This window comes from Dietzia massiliensis, from assembly GCF_018390595.1.
Taxonomy (GTDB): Bacteria; Actinomycetota; Actinomycetes; order Mycobacteriales; family Mycobacteriaceae; genus Dietzia; species Dietzia massiliensis.
The window spans coordinates 1-17,359 of the sequence record NZ_JAHBAV010000062.1 but is presented as its reverse complement, the minus strand read 5'-3'; the positions used below and the strand labels follow the sequence as shown (position 1 = coordinate 17,359).

Sequence of the window (17,359 nt, the reverse complement as noted above, 5' to 3'; positions counted from 1 at the left end):
CCACACGAGCCCCCGCCCGCGCCACACTCCCCGCTCGGTCACTCGACCCACTTCCCGGACGCCCGCGCGTCCACCGCACCTGTCCATGTCGCCTGCTGTCGCCCCACGCTAGCGGCCCGCGTGACGGCGCCCACCCCCGGCGCCGGTGGCGCCTACTAGAATCACCCCGAATCGCCCGGGAGAGCCGTCTCGGGTTCCGGAGCATGACGATTTGTGAGGTAGCCCGTGACCGTCGAAGTGACCATCGAGATCCCCAAGGGTTCGCGGAACAAGTACGAGATCCACCACGAGACCGGCAAGATCTACCTCGACCGGTTCCTCTTCACCTCGATGGGTTACCCGGCCGACTACGGCTACATCGACAAGACCCTCGCCGACGACGGCGACCCCTGCGACGCCCTCGTGCTGCTCGACGAGTCCGTGTTCCCGGGCGTGATCGTCAAGTCCCGCGTCGTGGGCGTCTACACGATGTCCGACGAGGCCGGCGGCGACGACAAGCTGCTGTGCGTGCCCGACCTCGACCCGCGCTGGGATCACATCCAGGACATCGGCGACGTCCCCGACTTCGAGCTCAAGGCCATCGAGCACTTCTTCCTCCACTACAAGGACCTCGAGCCGGGCAAGCACGTCACCCCGGGCGAGTGGCGGGACAAGGCGCACGGCGAGAAGCTCGTCGCCGAGGGCCTGGAGAACTTCGTCGAGCACCCCGAGGAGAAGGCCGAGCCCTTCCGGGGCTGAACGAGGCCCGACCTCATCGAGAAGACAGTTCCGCCCGTGTCGCCCGAGTGGCGATGTGCGGAACTGTCTTCTCGTTGGTGGCAGGGTGGCGGTCGCGTGGTGCAGAGGCCGACCCCGGCCGGTCAGCGGCCGGTGAACTTCGCCTCGCGCTTCTCCAGCGTCGCGCTGATCGCCTCCATCATGTCGGCGGAGGCCAGGAAGCCGGCGTTCCACGTGGCCACGTAGCGGTTGGACTCGTAGATCGGCCCCTCGATCGCGCGATTGAGCACCTCGCGGGTGCCGCGCACCACGAGCGGCGGGTTGTCGGCGATCTCGGCGGCCGTGGCGTGTGCCGAGTCGAGGACCCCGGCGGCGTCGTCGGCGACGTGGGTGACCAGGCCGTACCGCAGGGCGGTCTCGGCGTCGATGTCGCGGCCGGTGAGCGCCAGCTCGCGGGTCAGGCCCGAGCCGATGATGTAGGGCAGCCGCGCGAGCGAGCCCATGTCGGCGACGATGCCGACCTTGACCTCGCGCACCGAGTACGTCGAGTCCGCGGAGCCGTGGCGGACGTCGCAGGCCGAGATGAGGTCGATCCCGCCTCCGATGCAGCGACCCTGCACGGCCGCCACCGTCGGCGTCTTGGCGGACGCGACGGCGTCGACGGCCCGGCGCATGTTCTCCACGGAGTCGAGGATGCGCTCGTTGCGGGATGCGTCCGGCGCCTTGTCCTGCGGCAGGAACTCCATGAACTGCGGCATCATCGCCATCAGATCCAGGCCGTAGGTGAAGTTGCGGCCCTCGGCGGCGATGACCGCGGCGCGGACGTCAGGATCGGCGTCGAGCTCGGCCATGACCCGGGGCATCTCCGCCCAGAAGTCCGGCCCCATCGCGTTGTTGCGGCCCGGGCCGATCAGGGTCACCTGGGCGACGTGCGGGTGCCGGGTGGCCTTCTCGACGCGGACGGACGCGTACTCACCGGCGGCGGACGAGGCGGCGGCTGAGGTGTCTGCAGTGCTCATGCGCTCAGCCTGCCAGATCGACCCCCGCGGCGGGGCGGCCCCTCCGCCATCCCCGGTCAGGCGCGGGAGTCGGGCATGACGAACCACAGGATCACGTAGATGAGCAGCTGCGGGCCCGGGAGCAGCAGCGAGGCCACGAACAGGACGCGCACCAAGGCCGGGTCCAGGCCGAAGTAGTCGGCCAGGCCACCGCACACGCCACCGATCCAGCGGTCTTCGGATCGGGTCAGGCGCTTCGGCTGAGAGGCGGGTTCGTAGGTCATGGTGATCTCCTCGTCGTCGTCCTGTCCGGACGATCGGGGACGTGTTCCCCGGTGACCTCCACTGTCCTCCGCCGCGCCCCGCACCACATCGGGGAAAGACCCGGATTCCGACCCTGATCCCTCGCCTCGGGGTGGCGCGGCGGGGTCGGGGTGGCGCGGCCGGGCGATAGGCCGTGGGCGCGGCTCGCGTCAGGTGTGAAACTCGCCGCAGTCCACGGTGAGGGTCTGGCCGGTGACGGCCGACGCGGCGTCGGAGAGCAGGAACAGGACCGGGTCGACGATCTCCGCCTCGTCGGGCAGGCGACGCAGGTCCGTCTTCTCCGCCGTGTGCGCGTAGACGTCCTCGACCGTGCCGCCGTACTTGGTGGCCAGGCTCTCGAAATACGCCTTGAGGGTGTCGCCGTAGATGTAACCCGGCGCGACGGTGTTGACGCGGATGCCGCGCGGCCCGAGCTCGGTGGCCAGCGAATGCCCCAGCGCGACCAGGGCGGTCTTGGCGATCTTGTAACCCGCGTAGCGCTCGCGGGAGTGGTGGATGACGGCCGAGGCCATCATGACGACAGAACTGGTGACGGGGCGGGAGTCGGGGACGTCCGTGGCGTCGGCGGCGTCGGTGCCGTCCGTGGCGCCGGCGGCACCCGCGCCGGCCTCGAGGAGCGGTGTGAACTCCTGCGTCGTGCGCAGCGCGCCGAGGACGGACAGGTCGATCCCCGCGGAGATCTGACCGTGATCGGTCCGGGCCAGCGGCTTCATGCTGGGCACCGCGAACGCGCTGTACACGAGCCCGTGGACCGCGTCGGCGTGGCCCTCGACGGCCTCGCGCAGGGCCCGCACCGAGACGGGGTCGGTGGCGTCGACGGGCGCGGCGATCGCCGTACCGCCGGCACGGCGCACCTCGTCGTCCCGACGGACCGCGTCCGCGATCTCCTCCACCCGCGAGGCCGTCCGCGCCGCGACCACCACCGACGCGCCTCGCGCCGCGGCGCGCAGGGCCAGCGTGTGACCGAAGCCCGGGCCCGCTCCCACGATCACGACGGCCCTTCCCCGAAGGCTCCCAGAATCCATGCGCCTCACTTAACCAGCCCAGAGGTGACCGCGGCGGGATGTTCACCCCGGAGCGATACCATCCGCAGGTGGCCACCATCGGAGAGCAGTATCTGCGCAGCTCATACGCTGCGACCCCACGGACACTCCTCGACGTGCTGGGCTCGGCGGTCGAACGGCACCCGGACGCCCCGTGCCTCGACGACGGCACGCGCGTCCTCACCTACGGCGAGGTCTGGCGGCAGATCCAGGTCTCCGCCGCGTGGATGCAGGACCAGGGCGTCGGCGCCGGTGACCGGGTCGGCATCCACATGCCCTCCGGCTCGGCCGAGCTGTACCTGGCGATCCTCAGCACCCTGGCCGCCGGCGCGGCCTACGTCCCCGTCGACGTGGACGACCCGGCCGAGCGGGCCGAGCTGGTCTTCGGCCAGGCGCGGGTCGCCGCCGTGTACACCGCCCACGGCATGCTCGTCACCGACCCCGACCGCCCCGACGATCCCGCTCGACACCGCCGGCCGACCGTCGACGACGACTGCTGGATCATCTTCACCTCCGGAACCACCGGCCTGCCCAAGGGCGTGGCCGTCACGCACCGCAGCGCCGCCGCGTTCGTCGACGCCGAGTCACGGATCTTCCTGCAGGACTCCCCCCTCGGCCCGGGCGACCGCGTGCTCGCCGGCCTGTCCGTGGCCTTCGACGCCTCGTGCGAGGAGATGTGGCTGGCCTGGGCCCACGGGGCGTGCCTCGTGCCCGCGCCGCGCTCGATCGTCAAGTCCGGACTCGACCTGGGGCCGTGGCTGCGCGAGCGGCGGATCACCGTGATCTCCACGGTGCCGACGCTGGCCTCGATGTGGCCGGACTCGATGCTCACCGACGTCCGCCTGGTCATCCTCGGCGGCGAGGCGTGCCCACCGGAGCTCGCCGCGCGGCTCGCCGCCGACGGCCGCGAGGTGTGGAACACCTACGGTCCCACCGAGGCCACCGTCGTGGCGTGCGCCGCCCCGCTGACCGGCGCCGGCGAAGTGTCGATCGGGCTGCCCCTCGACGGCTGGGACCTCGCGGTGGTCGATCCCGCCGGGCAGCCGGTCGGCTACGGCGAGTCCGGCGAACTGGTGATCGGCGGCGTCGGGCTGGCCCGCTACCTCGACCCCGAGAAGGATCTCGAGAAGTACGCGCCCATGGAGACCCTCGGCTGGGACCGCGCCTACCGGTCGGGCGACATGGTGCGGCTCGAGGCCGACGGACTGTACTTCCACGGTCGGGTCGACGACCAGGTCAAGATCGGCGGACGCCGCCTCGAACTGGGCGAGGTCGACACCGCGGTGTCCGCGCTCCCCGGCGTCAGCGCCGGCGCGGCCGCGGTGCAGAAGACCGAGGCCGGACAGCCGGTGCTCGTGGCGTACCTCGTCGCCGACGACCCGGACGGCTTCGATCTGGCGGCGGCCGCCGGGCTGCTGCGCGAACAGCTGCCGGCGGGCGTCGTACCGCGGCTCGCGCTCGTCGACGAACTGCCCACCCGTACCTCCGGGAAGGTCGACCGCGCCGCCCTGCCCTGGCCGCTGGCCCAGACCTCGGCCGCCGAGTCCGAACTCGACGGCACCGAGGCGTGGGTCGCCGAGCTGTGGTCCCACGCCCTCGGGGCCGACGTCTCCGGCGTCGACGAGGACTTCTTCGCCCTCGGCGGCGGCTCACTGGCCGCCGCGCACGTCGTGGCCCGCGTCCGGGAACGCTTCCCCGCCGTGACGGTCGGTGACATCTACGAGCGGTCGCGACTGGGCGACTTCGCCGAATACCTCGACGATCTCGAGCCGGAGGCCGAGGTGGCCCCCCGCCACGTGGCGCCGGTCGGCCTCGGCGCGCAGGTGGTCCAGGTCCTCTCGACGATCCCGCTGCTCGCCGTCACCGGTGTGCAGTGGCTGACCTGGCTGGGACTCGCCAACAATGTGGCGGCCGAGCTCGGCGTGGCGTGGGCGCGGCCCGTGTCGTGGTGGGTGCTGGGAGTGCTCACGGTGCTACTGCTGCTGCCCGTCGGCCGGATGGTCGTCACCGCCGGCCTGTGCCGGCTCCTCACGGCCGGCATCCGTCCGGGGACGTACCCGCGCGCCGGGTCGGTGCACCTCCGTCTGTGGGCGGCCGAGCGGCTCGTGGAGTCCTCCGGTGCCGTCTCGCTGACCGGGGCCGGGTGGCTGACCACCTTCGCCCGGCTCCTGGGCGCGCGGATCGGACGCGACGTCGACATGCACACGCTGCCGCCCGTGACCGGGCTGCTCACCGTGGGCGACGGCGCCTCCGTCGAGCCCGAGGTCGACCTGGCCGGGCACTGGGTTGACGGCGACGTGGTGCGCATCGGCGCGATCGAGATCGGCGAGCAGGCCGTGGTCGGCGCGCGGTCCATGCTGCTGCCCGGCGCGGTGATCGGCCGCGGTGCGCACGTCGAGATCGGCTCGGCCGTGGTGGGCACGGTCAAGGCCGGCAAGCGCTACGCGGGTTCGCCGGCTCTCAAGCGTGGCAAGCGCGGGTCGAGTTGGCCCGCCGAGCCCGCGCCCCACCGCCGCGGCTGGAGCCTCGCGTATCAGCTGTCCGCCCTGGTGCTGGGCGGGGTGCCGCTCCTGGCCCTGGCCGCGGGGCTGGCGCTCGTGGCGTGGGGCGCCGGCGACGCCGCGGGTGTCGGGGAGCTGGCGGCGCGCGCCGCGCTGTGGTCGGTCCCCGGTGCGCTGCTCGCGTTCGCCCTGTTCGCCGCGTTCACGCTGATGTCGATCCGCCTGCTCTCGATCCGCCTGACCCCGGGCTTCCACCCGGTACACTCCCGCATCGCCTGGCAGGCATGGTGCAGCGAGCGGATCATGGACGCCGCCCGCACCTGGCTCTACCCGCTGTACGCCTCCATGCTCACCCCGGTCTGGCTGCGCCTGCTGGGCGCGAGGATCGGCCGCGACGTCGAGGCGTCGACCGTCCTGCTCATCCCCTCGCTCACCACCGTCCGCGACGGCGCGTTCCTCGCCGACGACACTATGGTCGCCCCCTACGAACTGGGCTCGGGGTGGATGCGGCTCGAGCACGCCCAGATCGGCAAACGCGCGTTCCTCGGCAACTCCGGGATCGCCTCCGCAGGCCGCAAGGTGCCCGCGCGCGGGCTGGTCGCCGTCCTGTCGTCCGCCCCGCGGAAGGCCAAGAAGGGCACCTCGTGGCTGGGCTCGCCGCCGCAGAAGCTGCCGCGTGCCATCGCCGACGGCGACGACGACGGGCGCACCTACCGACCGCCGCGCCGCCTCAAGATCGCGCGCGGCGCGTGGGAGACGCTGCGACTTGTCCCCGTGTGGCTGTCGTTCTTCCTGCTCGTCGGCGTGCTGGTGCTGTTGCAGGCCGCGCATCGCGAGTGGGGCTTCGGCGTGGCCGCCCTGCTCTCCGGCCCGGTCCTCGCCTACGCGGGCCTGGTCGCCCTGGTGGTGACCGTGCTCGCCAAGTGGGTGTTGGTGGGCCGGATCCGCGCCGGCGAGCAGCCGCTCTGGTCGTCGTTCGTGTGGCGCAACGAGGTGGCGGACATGTTCGTCGAGCTGATGGCCGCGCCGTGGGTGGCGCGGCCCGCCTCCGGCACGCCCGTCCTCAACCTCATGCTGCGGCTGTTGGGGTCGCGCGTGGGCCGGGGCGTGTGGTGCGAGTCGTACTGGCTGCCCGAGGCCGACCTCATCTCCCTCGGTCGGGGCGCCACCGTCAACCGCGGCTGTGTGGTCCAGACGCACCTGTTCCACGACCGCATCATGCAGATCGACCGCGTCGATCTCGCCGACGGCGCCACCCTGGGCAGCCACTGCGTCGCACTGCCCGCGTCGTCGATCGGCGCGGGCTCCACCGTCGGTCCGGCCTCGCTCGTCATGCGCGGCGACCGCATCCCCGCCGGCACACGGTGGCAGGGCAACCCGATCTCGCCCTGGCGGGGCTAGAGCGGCGGCGCGCGGTCAGGCGCCGGCGATCGCGCGCAGCGCCGCGAGGTGGGACTCGTACGCCTTGCGCCCGTCCCGGCTCAGCGAGAGCCACGTGCGGGGCCGCTTGCCCACATAGCCCTTGCGGACCGTGACGTAGCCGGCCTTCTCCAACACGGCGACCTGTTTGGACAGCGTCGAGTCGGTCACCTCGACCGCATCGCGGATCGTGGCGAACTCCGCGTCGTCGACGCCGGCCAGCGCCGCCACGATCGAGAAGCGGACCGGGGCGTGGATGACCTCGTCGAGACGATGCCGGGCGTGCCCCCCGGGCCGGCCCTGCCCATCCCGGCGGGAGCCCGCCCCCGGGGCGGAGCCCCCCGATGCGGCGGCGGTGCTCGTCGTCGTCACCTTCTCGTCCCTCATCGCGCCGCACCTCGCCGGACGATGAGCGCGGCGGCCACCAGGCCGGGCAGCGCGACCAGAACCACGCCGAGCGCGTACCACCAGGCGGTGAGGCCGATCGTGGTGCGGAGGACGTTCAGGGCGGTGACGACGACGAGGATCATCACGCCCGATCCCGCGATGCCCCACGTGTACGTCCGGCCCGAGCCCCGCGGGCTGGCGTTGATCGCCCGCCGCTGCCAGTAGATCGCCACGAACAGCAGGGCCACGTAGGGGATGAGCGCCCAGTTGGTGAACATGATCGCGATGGTGCCGACGCCCATGAGCACCGCGATCGCCGCGGCGAAGCCAGCGAAGACGCGGACGTCGTGGGTGGTGCTCACCGGCGGGCGGCCCTCCGCCTCGGCGAGCAGTCGGGCGGCCTCGGCGCGATCGACCGGGTCGGTCGTGGGGTTCTCCGTGTTCATGACGACACCTTTCTCGGTGGACCCCGTTGGCGTTTCCCTCGAGGCGATGACTCAACTATAGGCAAGTACTTTCTCGGTTGGTAAGTAGTTTCTCGGGATCGGTCGTAGGGGGCGTCGGCCGGGGCGGTCGAGCCGGGAGGTCCTCTAGACTCGCGCAGGTCATGGAATTGAAGGCAGCCAGCAAGGACCTCGTCGCCAGACTCGCGGGCCACCACGGCCCGTCGAGCGGCGATCCGGTCGACCCCTACCTGCCGGCGGCCGGCAACCACGGCTACCGCGTCGCGCGCTACGACCTGGACCTCACCTACAAGATGAGCTCCAACAACCTCCGCGGCGAAGCCGTCATCACCGCGACCGCGACCGCCACCGAGCCGCTCGACGCGATCCGGCTCGACCTCTCCCCGCACCTGGACGTGTCCAAGGTGTCGATCGACCGGGGCCGCGTCGCGCGCTACTCCCGGCCCCGCGGCAAGCTCGCCGTCACGCTCGCCGAGCCGCTCGAGCCGGGCACCGAGTTCGCGCTGACCATCCGCTACTCCGGCAACCCGCAGCCCATCCGCGGCGCCTGGGGCGAGGTCGGCTGGGACGAACTCACCGACGGGGTGCTCGTGGCCAATCAGCCCAACGGCGCGGCCAGCTGGTTCCCCTGCGACGACCATCCCTCGTCCAAGGCACCGTTCCGCATCCGCCTGACCACGGACTCGCCGTACCGGGCCGTCGCCACCGGCGCGCTGGTGGGAAAGAAACGCGGCGGCAGCATGACCACCTGGGATTTCGACCTGCCGTACCCCACCTCCACCTACCTGGTCACCATCAACCTCGGCCGCTACGAACACCTGAAAGTGGGCGACGGCGCGGTCCCCGTCCACGCCTTCCTGCCCGCCGACCTCAAGCGCGGGTTCCGTCAGGCGTTCGCCCGCCAGGCCGAGATGATCGACGTGTTCAGCGGGCTGTTCGGCCCGTACCCGTTCGACGAGTACACGGTCGTGGTCACCGACGACGAGCTCGAGATCCCGCTCGAGGCCATGGGGATGTCGACGTTCGGCCGCGGCACCGCCGAGTCCGGTGACCGCGACGAGCGGCTGATCGCCCACGAACTGGCACACCAGTGGTTCGGCAACGCCGTCACCGCCGCCGAGTGGAAGCACATCTGGCTGCACGAGGGCTTCGCGTGCTACGCCGAATGGCTGTGGACCGAGTTCTCCGGCGGCGCCGACGCCGGCAGCCACGCCCTGCGCTACTACTCCAAGCTGCAGAACTCCCCGCAGGACATCCTGTTGGCGGACCCCGGACCGAAGGACATGTTCGACGACCGGGTCTACAAGCGCGGCGCCCTGACCCTGCACGCCCTGCGCCAGGTCGTCGGTGACACCGCGTTCTTCGACCTCCTCCGGTCGTGGGTGGCGACCTATTCCGGCAGGACCGCCACCACGGACGATTTCCTCCGCATGGCCGCCGACCACTCCCCGGTCGACCTGCAGCCCCTGTGGGACGCCTGGTTGTTCTCCGAGCCGCTGCCGCCGACCCTCGGTATGCCCGATGACCACACCGGCCGCCGCTGAGGCGGAGCCCGGCGCCGCCCCGGGGGCCGCGGGCGGCATGCGGGCGCTGACCTTCGCGACCGTGTTCGCCGCGGCCTCGGGGTACCTGGTGATGCTCATCGCCGGCCGCGCGCTGGGTCCGGCGGACTACCCGCTGTTCGCCACCTACTGGGGTGCGTTCTTCGCCCTGGGCGGCGTGGCGAACGGGTTGATGCAGGAGGTCACCCGGGCCGTTCGCTCGGCGCGGGAGAACCCCGCCCCCGGTGGCGGTGACCCCGGTGCCGATGACCGCAGTGCCGCGGAGGCGCGCACCCGATCGTCGAGGGGCGCCGTCCGACTGCTGCCGGCCGGCCTCACCCTGGGCCTGATCCTGGCCGCCGCGGTCGTTGTGAGCGCACCGGCGTGGCCGCCGCTGGGATTGCCCACGTTCTCGGGCGCCGGGGTGGCGATCATGGCGTTCGGCATCCTCGGCTTCACCCTCCAGGCCGCTACCGCCGGTGTCCTGTCCGGGACAGAGCGGTGGGGACTGTACGCCGTCCTGCTCACCGTCGACGCCGCCCTGCGCCTGGCCGTCGCGGGCGTCGCGTGGGGGCTCGGCGACACCGGGCTCGGTTTCGCCGTGGCCACCGTCGCGGGCGCCGTGACCTGGGCGCTGCTCATCGCGCTGTCTCCCGGCACCCGCGCCGCGCTGGCCTCGGCCGTGGACTCCGGTCGCCGACGATTCTGGCGGAACACCGCCACTGCGATGCTCGCCTCCGCCGGCACCTCCGCCCTGGTCACCGGGTTCCCGCTGTTCGTCACCGCGACCGTCCGCGACTCCGATCCGGCTCCGCTCGTCGGTGCGGTGATCCTCGCCATCACCCTCACCCGCGCCCCGCTGCTGGTGCCGCTGACCAGCTTCCAGAGCGCGATCATCGTCTACTTCGTCCGCCGCCGCGACAGCGGCCCGCGCTCCCTGGCGGCACCCCTGGGCCTGGTGACCGCCGTCGGGATCGTCGGCGCGGGCGCCGCATGGCTGATCGGCCCCTGGCTGATCCGGGTGCTGTTCGGCGGCGACTTCGAACTGCCCGGCGCCGTCCTCGCCGCCCTGACCGCCGCCTCCGTGGGTACCGCCGCGCTCATGGTCACCGGGAACGCCGCCCTCGCCTTCGATCGCCATCTGCTCTACAACGCCGGGTGGTGGGTCGCGGTGGTCGCCGCCGCCATCCTGTTGGTGGCCGTCCCCGGCTCGCTCGACGCGCGCGCGGCGATCGCGCTACTGGCCGGGCCGGGCCTCGGTGTCGCACTGCATGTGGTGGGCCTGATCGCCGCGGCGCGACGTCCGGGAGCCGCGGAGTGACGGCACTCCGCCCGCTGGCCAGGCGGGGGGTTGAGCTCCTCGCCGCGCTCCTCGTCGCCGCGATCGTCGGTGCCGCCACCTTCCTCGCGGTCGACGCGCTGCCCTTCGCTGAGCCGAGCTGGCTGCCCGAGACGTTCGGCGGGACACTGGCCGCGCTGGCCGTCATCGCCGCCGCGTGGCTGCTGTTGCGCCGCTCCACCGGGGACCGGACTCTGTGGGCGCTCGGCACCGCCGGCCCGGCCTTTCTCGCCTCCTCCCATCTGGGCCTCCTCCTCAGCGGCACCCCCCACTACCTGTTCGGCCTGGGCGGCGACCAGCTCAACCGCGTCGCCTACGTCACCCGCTTCGCCGACTCCCCCGCGATCGCGGACCCCTTCTACGCCGACGCCGCGCCGTTCTACCCGCCACAGTGGTTCTGGGTGGGCGGACGGCTCGCGGCACTGTTCGGGATCGACGGCTGGGAGTTCTACAAGCCGTACGCGATCGTCACCATGGCCATCGCGGGCGCGATCGCGTTCGTGGCCTGGCGCTGGCTGGTTCCCGCCCGGCTGGCCGTACTGTTCGGCCTCGCCACCTCCGTGGTCGGCGGTCACACCAACGCCTACGAGCCCTACTCGTGGATCCTGATCTGCCTGCTCCCGCAGATCGTCGTGGCGACATTCCTGCTCTGCGCGCGCGCCGCCGACGCCCGGGCGGGAACGGGGACGGGCCGCCGGCCCACGTGGCCGCTGGTGGCGACGATCGGCGTGTATCTCGGCTGGGCAGCGCTCGGCTACACGCTGATCGCGGGGTTCGCGGCGCTGATGGTCGGTCTCGTCGTCGTCCTCCATTCCTGGCGGCACCGCGCCGACCGCGCGGTGGTCGGGGCGCTGCTCGGACGTCTGGTGGCGATGGCCGGCATCTCGGCGGCGATCGCTCTGCTGTTCTGGCATCGCTATCTGCTGGCGGTGCTGGGCGGTGCGGAGACCGAGCCGTCGGTGGCGAACGACTTCGCGCCCGAGGTCGCGTCGCGGTGGCCGTTGCCGATGTTCGAGCCGTCCGCCGCCGGACTCCTGTGTCTGATCGGCGTCGTGTGGCTGGTCGTCACCGTGTGGCCCGGTGGCGCCGGGGCGGTGACCGAGCGTGCGGCGGAGTCGGTGCGCGCCCGCGTCGGCGCCGACGCCGCGGTCGGATACGACGCCGGCGCCGCCGCCGACTCCGCGCGCGGAGAGTACGACCCGCTCCCCTCCGTCGACCGACGGCTGGTGCTGGCGCGGGCGCTCGGGTTGACCGTGGTCGCCGCCCTCGGCTGGTACGTCCTGTCCGGACTGCGCGCGGTCACCGGGAGCACCCTGCTGCCGTTCCGCATGATCCCGGTGGTCACGCTGGTGCTCACACTGGCCGGGGTCGTCGGCGCGATCGCGCTGGCCCGTTGGGCGGTGCGGACTTCTCCCGAGCGTTCCCACGGGCGCGTGACCGCCGCCGCGGTCGTGATCGCCGCACTCGCCGCGGTGCAGATGGTGCAGCACGTCTCCGACGAGGACTCCGACTTCGCCGCGGCCGCCCGGGCGAACCCCGGGATGCCGGAGGACGTGCTCGGGGCGATCGACGAGATGACCGGCGACCGCGCCCCGTCCGACCTGGTCCTGCTGACCGCGGATCCGGCCCTGTACGCGTACCGGCCCTTCTTCTCGTTCCAGGCGCCGGCGCAGGCCTATGCGACCCCGGCGGGCCGCTACGAGGAGCGACTCGACGAGATCCGTCGATGGTCCGACACGGACTCGCCGGCGCAGCTGACGGCCGCGATCGAGTCGAGCCCGTTCCGCGGCCCCGACGTCCTTGTCCTGGATCGCGAAGGGTCCCGGAGATGGGTGTTCCCGGCCATGGTCAACGTGATGCCGCGGTCCCAGAACAATGTCCGGGAGGAAATCGTTTTCGCCCCTCGGCATTTCGACGATCCCGCCCTGTTCGACGTGCGCGAAGTGGGGTCGCGGATGGTGATCGTCCGGCGCTGACCCAGCCTGTCGGCCCGATCGTGGTCGCTCCGCCGTGACCCCTCGCTCCCGCGTGGTCATGCTGCGGCCTCGGAGTTGCCCGTGTGTTGGGCGATGGCGTGGTCGAGGTCGTGGAGGAGTGCGAACGGCAGGAGGGGTGCGTCGAGTGGCCCGAGTGGCGGTGGGCCGGGTTTGGGTGGTGGCGGGTTGTTCGCGCGTGGGGTGCCGGTGGGTGGGATCCATCGGACGCCTTGGGGTGCGGTGCGGTCGGGGATGGTGGTCCAGCCGGTGTCGTGGATCATGGCGTGGCAGTCGGCGCTGGTCAGTGCCAGTTCGTCGATGTTGGTCAGGCCGCCGGCGGCCCAGGGTGTGCCGGCGTGGTGGGCTTGACAGTGTCGGGCGTCCTGGTCGCAGTCGGGGTGGGTGCAGCCGCCGTAGGCGGCGAACAGGGCCAGGCGTTGGTAGCGGGAGGCGGTGCGGCGACTGCGGTAGAGCTTGAGGTCGATCTCCTGGTCGCACAGGGCGAGGAACCAGTGGTTGCCGCGGGCCATGGCGATGGCCTGGTCGACGGGCACGCGGATCCCGGCGTCGGTGTGGCCGCATCCGGCCAGGGTGGCGAGCTGGTCGAGGTCGATGCGCACGACGATCGCCGCCGCGGCGCCGGTCTTGCGCGCGTCGGCGCTCAGCGCGAGGGTCAGGGCGTGGACGAGGGCGTCGTGCATGCGTTGACCGTCGCTGCGGTCATCGGGGGTCTGCTCGTCGGGCCACAGGCGTCCGGGTTGTGCCCAGCGGGCGTGGACTTCGCGCATCAGGGCCGCCAGTTGGGGATCCATGGTCATGGCGGCGCGGGCCATCAGGTCCAGCCCCTGGCCGGAGCAGGTGACCGAGCGACGCCGGGCCCGTTCGCCGGCGCCGCGTTCGGTGCGGCCGGGGTCGATCTGGTCCAGCAGGCGGTGGGCGTTCTCCTGCAGGCGGCGGGTCGTGCACTGTCCGGCGGCCAGGGCGATCAGTTCGGTTTCGAGGCGGTTGCGCTCGTCGTCGTCGACCTCGTCCGGTAGCGCGGCCAGGGTGGCGTTGATGATTTTCAGGTGCCCGGCCGAGATCGTCCCGGCCGCGGTGGCGGCCATGCGGGCGGTGTTCGCGATTGTGGAGTCTTCGAGGCGGCCGCGTGCCTCCCCGGGTGCGAGCCCGAGGCCGCCGGTGAGCATCTGCCGTTCGTTGATGTAGCCCATCTGCCTGGCGGTGCCGGCGGTGCGGGCGGCGGCCATGACGCGGGCCTGGGTGGCGCGCAGCCGGCGTTGGGCCTGCTCGAGCGCGACCAGTTCGGCGTGCAGCTCGGCCGCGCCCGCTTCGGACCAGTCGCGGCCAAGGTGGGCATCGAGCGCGGACAGCACGGCGGTCATCTCGCCGCTCGCCGTGGGGGCGCTGGCCGCCGCTCCCGTACCCTTGTCGCTCATGTGTTCGATTAGATCATCCGGGTGCGACACGAACCCGTCGCCGCAGGCAGTGCCGCGAAAGCGGTTCTCTGAATCAGTTGCGCCAGGCGTCGACGAGGAACTCGCGCGACGGAGCTAGGCGTGATCGTTCTTCGCAACGCGAGCCTCCGGTATATACAGCGCACGCCACGCGACCGCCGCCAGTGGCTGCGGTCGCATCGCCCGGTGAAAACCGCCCTGTCGCGCGCCCGTCGTGTCAATACTGATCACATGGGCACGATGTCGAGGCGGATGAAGGAAGTCGGAGCTCTCGCGACGGCGTTTGTCGTGGTGGCGGGGTGTGGGGCCACGGATGGCGAGGCAGATCGAACGCCGGACGTGGTTACCGCGACGACTACATCGGATTCGCCCACGACCTCAGCGACGACGGCGGCCACCTCGAGCACCTCGCTGACGTCTTCCTCCCCGCCGCCGTCAACTACTCACGCCCCCGCTGCGCCGGCAACCCCGACGGCTGCAGTGGTCACGGAGGGGGCGGCGTGCGGGCCCCGAGGAGCGGTGGCCGTGTTCGCCGACGGCACGACCGCATACTGTGCGCGCCTGCAGTACACCGACGGGGCCGCGTGGTCGCGAGATCCTCAGTTGGTGCCCAACCCGGCAGTAGAGGAAGCGATGCGGCAGGCGGGCCCGCAGCTCGGGGATCAGTGCATCGGGGCGGACATCGGACGTAGATCGGTCGACGTCAATGGAATCGCCATCCTCTGTGACAACTACATGTGGCGGCAGGACGTCGGCCAGGAACCGCGACACCCGTGGGTGGAGGACCAGATCAGGTGGACGGAGTGTCTCGAGCAGGCCACCGAGGAGGAATGCAGAGAGCTCATCAACAACTGATCGCACACGCTGGTTGCTGCAGGTGCGGTGGGGCCTCGCCCGGAGCGCCTCGCAATGCGGCCCGCAGAGTCGATGGGTCACCCGCAGACGCCGGTCGACTGCGATGATCACTGATCGTGAGCCCTCACCCCCTCGGCGACGTCCCATTAGAACTGCAGCTCCGTTTTCTGGCGGAGAATTCCACTTCGAGGCGGAACCGTTTTGCCGAGCGGGGCGTCGTACAGGTTGTGGGAAGAAGTAGAGCTGTGTGCGCCGCGCTGGTTGCTGCCGGCGTCGTGCTGTCCGGGTGCGCGTCGGCGGACGGGGGAGGAGAGACGCCGACGACGACGAGCACAGCCGCCCCCGAAGAGTCCGGCAATCCGTGGGATCTGCCGGTCGAGCAGAGGCCTGCCCTTTTCGACCCGTGTGCCGAAATCCCGGTCGAAGCGGTAGAGGGAGTGGTGGGTACCCCAGTCGAGTCTGCTGAAAATCTACGTAACCATGACCGAGGTGAGCTGTTTTCTTGCGGTTGGAAGAACGACGAAATTCTCTTCGGTGTAGTCGGAACGTGGCGAGCGAGACACGAGTTTCTTTCTGATCGTGGCTTCGAAGCAATTGACAATAAGTCGATGGTGGCCGGCCGGCCAGGATTCCGCGCTCGCGACCGCGGAGATCAGTTCAACACCACGTGTTACCAGGTGTTTTTTACATCGCGGGGCGCGGTAGTCCTCAATGTTAACCTCATTGATTCGATGGGCGCCTTCCAAGGCGCCCCGCTCTCTGAGGCCTGCGAAGTGCTTGATGCAGTCATTGAGCCGATTATGAAGTTCATCCCGAAAGGGGATTTCGTTTGATGACCCACTTGGAGGCGAGCGCGGCACATAACTGTAGTGCCGCATGCAGTCGCTTTATCGACTCGATTCGTGACCTAGCGGCTGAGGCCCGGTTTGATAGCCTCCGCTCAGCCGTTGGATCTTTCGAAACAGCCCGCCAGCTTCAATCCGTTTATTCTCTGTTCGCGACCGAAGACCTTGGCACGCTCCTGAATGGCTTCGTAACCCAGGCCCGAGCGATGTCGCTCTTGTTCGCCGCCGCGGGCGGGTTGATCGAGGCGCAGGACGAGGCGTTGGCGGGGGCGTTGTCGAAAGCGGCCGAGGAGCCGGCGGGGCTCCAGAGCCTGGGTCTGATTCACGCGAGTGAGAGTGACGGGTTCATCCTCGAGGACTCGTGCGTAATGGGTGGTTATGGCCGGGTGGGGCCGGAGGATGTGTCGGATTCGCCGTTGGAGCGGATCGCCCAGTGTGCGCAAGCGCTCCAGCCCGAGCAGTTCAGCCAGATCCAGCAGCGGGCGGGTGAAGTCTCCGAGGCGCTGCACACCGCGGCGACGCAGCTCCAGACGGATCTGAGCAATGTGCTGGGGCATGAGTGGCAGGGTGAGTTCGCGGTGAGTGCGCAGGACTCCGTGCGCGGCCTTGTCAGCTCGGCGGTGGCGCTGTCGGGCGAGTTGGAGAAGGTTGCCGAGAAGGCCGGGCGCGCCCACCAGGGGTTCGTCACCACGCGTACCAACGTGGCCGAGCAGGCGGCGCAGGCGCAGCTCGCGCAGCTGTCCGGGCGCGAACTCGGGCCGGCGGGACTGTCGGCGGCCGCCGCGTCACGGGCCCAGAAGGCGGCGGCGGAGGAGCAGGCTCGGGCGATCGTCAACACCGAGTACAGCCCCGCGGTGATGGACGCCAACCTCGACGATCTGGACTTCACCGCGGCCTACCGGGTGGTCTCCACCACCGCGCTGGGCGGCCCGGACGGCATCGACATGGCACGGGTCTGGAACACCGACGGCATCCCGCGCCCCGCGCAGCCGGCCGCGCCGAACCCCGCCACGCTCGCCGCGCTCACGGGCGGCGCCGGAGAGGGTGGTGGGGCGGCGACCGGTGGAGCCGGAGGTGGCGCGGTCGCGTCGACGACGGGCTCGCCGAGCGCGGGAAGCGACGCGGCGACCGAGCAGGCGCTGCTGGCCGCGCGGACGGGCGCCGCCGACGGCGGTGGGACGGCCGCGGTCGGAGCGGGTCAGGCGGGCGGCGGACAGTCGGCGACCGGACAGCCGGGCGCGGGTGGCGGGGTGAACGCGGCCACCACCACGGCCGCAGCGCCGATGGCGCCGATGACCGGGGCGAGCAGCCGGCAGGGTGGCGCGGCAGGCGCCGGTGGGAGCGGTATTCGCGGGATCCGGGGCGCCACGAGCGGGGAGGGCCGGGCTCGTGATCGCGGGTTCGGTTCGACCAGCGGACTGCTCGGCGGTGGCGGCGCTGCCGCGGCCGGGGCAGGAGCGGGCGCATCGCGGATGGGCGGCGCTGGGACGCTGGCC

13 protein-coding genes and 1 pseudogene are annotated in these 17,359 nt (G+C 71.5%); 8 read left to right on the top strand and 6 right to left on the bottom strand.

Annotated elements, in window-relative coordinates:
* The first annotated feature begins 225 nt into the window (after positions 1-225).
* On the top strand, positions 226-738 hold the full coding sequence (locus KHA85_RS14165; RefSeq protein ID WP_213186298.1) for an inorganic diphosphatase: 513 nt from the start codon (positions 226-228) through the stop codon (positions 736-738).
* A 122-nt stretch (positions 739-860) separates the two neighbouring features.
* Here KHA85_RS14165 and KHA85_RS14160 read toward each other — a convergent pair whose 3' ends face one another.
* From KHA85_RS14160 to KHA85_RS14150, 3 genes are all read right to left on the bottom strand, one after another.
* Entirely contained in the window at positions 861-1,736 is an 876-nt protein-coding gene (locus tag KHA85_RS14160; RefSeq protein WP_213186297.1) for a crotonase/enoyl-CoA hydratase family protein, read from the bottom strand.
* Positions 1,737-1,792: 56 nt separating this feature from the next.
* Complete coding sequence (locus KHA85_RS14155; RefSeq protein WP_213186296.1) at positions 1,793-1,999, bottom strand: PspC domain-containing protein; 207 nt, start codon at positions 1,997-1,999, stop codon at positions 1,793-1,795.
* A 189-nt stretch (positions 2,000-2,188) separates the two neighbouring features.
* Positions 2,189-3,064, bottom strand: coding sequence for an SDR family oxidoreductase (locus KHA85_RS14150; protein WP_213186295.1), 876 nt, complete (start codon positions 3,062-3,064; stop codon positions 2,189-2,191).
* 38 nt (positions 3,065-3,102) lie between these two features.
* Between KHA85_RS14150 and KHA85_RS14145 the strand changes: the two genes are divergently transcribed.
* On the top strand, positions 3,103-6,984 hold the full coding sequence (locus KHA85_RS14145; protein WP_213186294.1) for a Pls/PosA family non-ribosomal peptide synthetase: 3,882 nt from the start codon (positions 3,103-3,105) through the stop codon (positions 6,982-6,984).
* A 15-nt stretch (positions 6,985-6,999) separates the two neighbouring features.
* Here KHA85_RS14145 and KHA85_RS14140 read toward each other — a convergent pair whose 3' ends face one another.
* Entirely contained in the window at positions 7,000-7,389 is a 390-nt protein-coding gene (locus KHA85_RS14140; RefSeq protein ID WP_082767563.1) for a winged helix-turn-helix domain-containing protein, read from the bottom strand.
* Positions 7,386-7,835, bottom strand: coding sequence for a hypothetical protein (locus KHA85_RS14135; protein WP_213186293.1), 450 nt, complete (start codon positions 7,833-7,835; stop codon positions 7,386-7,388). The genes KHA85_RS14140 and KHA85_RS14135 overlap by 4 nt, the downstream gene beginning before the upstream one ends.
* 167 nt (positions 7,836-8,002) lie before the next feature.
* Between KHA85_RS14135 and KHA85_RS14130 the strand changes: the two genes are divergently transcribed.
* Genes KHA85_RS14130 through KHA85_RS14120 form a run of 3 tightly spaced genes read left to right on the top strand, consistent with a single transcriptional unit; the run spans position 8,003 to position 12,709 of the window.
* Positions 8,003-9,397, top strand: coding sequence for a M1 family metallopeptidase (locus KHA85_RS14130; RefSeq protein WP_213186299.1), 1,395 nt, complete (start codon positions 8,003-8,005; stop codon positions 9,395-9,397).
* The gene (locus KHA85_RS14125) at positions 9,375-10,715 is read left to right on the top strand and encodes an MATE family efflux transporter (protein ID WP_213186292.1); all 1,341 of its coding nucleotides are present in this window, start codon (positions 9,375-9,377) and stop codon (positions 10,713-10,715) included. The genes KHA85_RS14130 and KHA85_RS14125 overlap by 23 nt, the downstream gene beginning before the upstream one ends.
* On the top strand, positions 10,712-12,709 hold the full coding sequence (locus KHA85_RS14120; protein ID WP_213186291.1) for an arabinofuranosyltransferase: 1,998 nt from the start codon (positions 10,712-10,714) through the stop codon (positions 12,707-12,709). Before KHA85_RS14125 ends, KHA85_RS14120 begins: the two co-directional genes overlap by 4 nt.
* Positions 12,710-12,765: 56 nt before the next feature.
* Here the strand turns inward: KHA85_RS14120 and KHA85_RS14115 are convergent, their stop codons facing one another.
* Entirely contained in the window at positions 12,766-14,145 is a 1,380-nt protein-coding gene (locus KHA85_RS14115; RefSeq protein WP_213186290.1) for an HNH endonuclease signature motif containing protein, read from the bottom strand.
* A 537-nt stretch (positions 14,146-14,682) separates the two neighbouring features.
* On the opposite strand from KHA85_RS14115, the gene KHA85_RS14110 reads away from it, so the two are divergent.
* The 3 genes and pseudogenes from KHA85_RS14110 to KHA85_RS14100 form a co-directional block, all read left to right on the top strand.
* Positions 14,683-15,018, top strand: coding sequence for a hypothetical protein (locus KHA85_RS14110; RefSeq protein ID WP_213186289.1), 336 nt, complete (start codon positions 14,683-14,685; stop codon positions 15,016-15,018).
* 245 nt (positions 15,019-15,263) lie between these two features.
* Positions 15,264-15,851 (top strand): DUF3558 family protein, encoded by a 588-nt coding sequence (locus KHA85_RS14105; protein ID WP_213186288.1) that lies wholly within the window; start codon positions 15,264-15,266, stop codon positions 15,849-15,851.
* 218 nt (positions 15,852-16,069) lie between these two features.
* Positions 16,070-17,359, top strand: a pseudogene (locus KHA85_RS14100) (hypothetical protein); the annotation flags it as partial.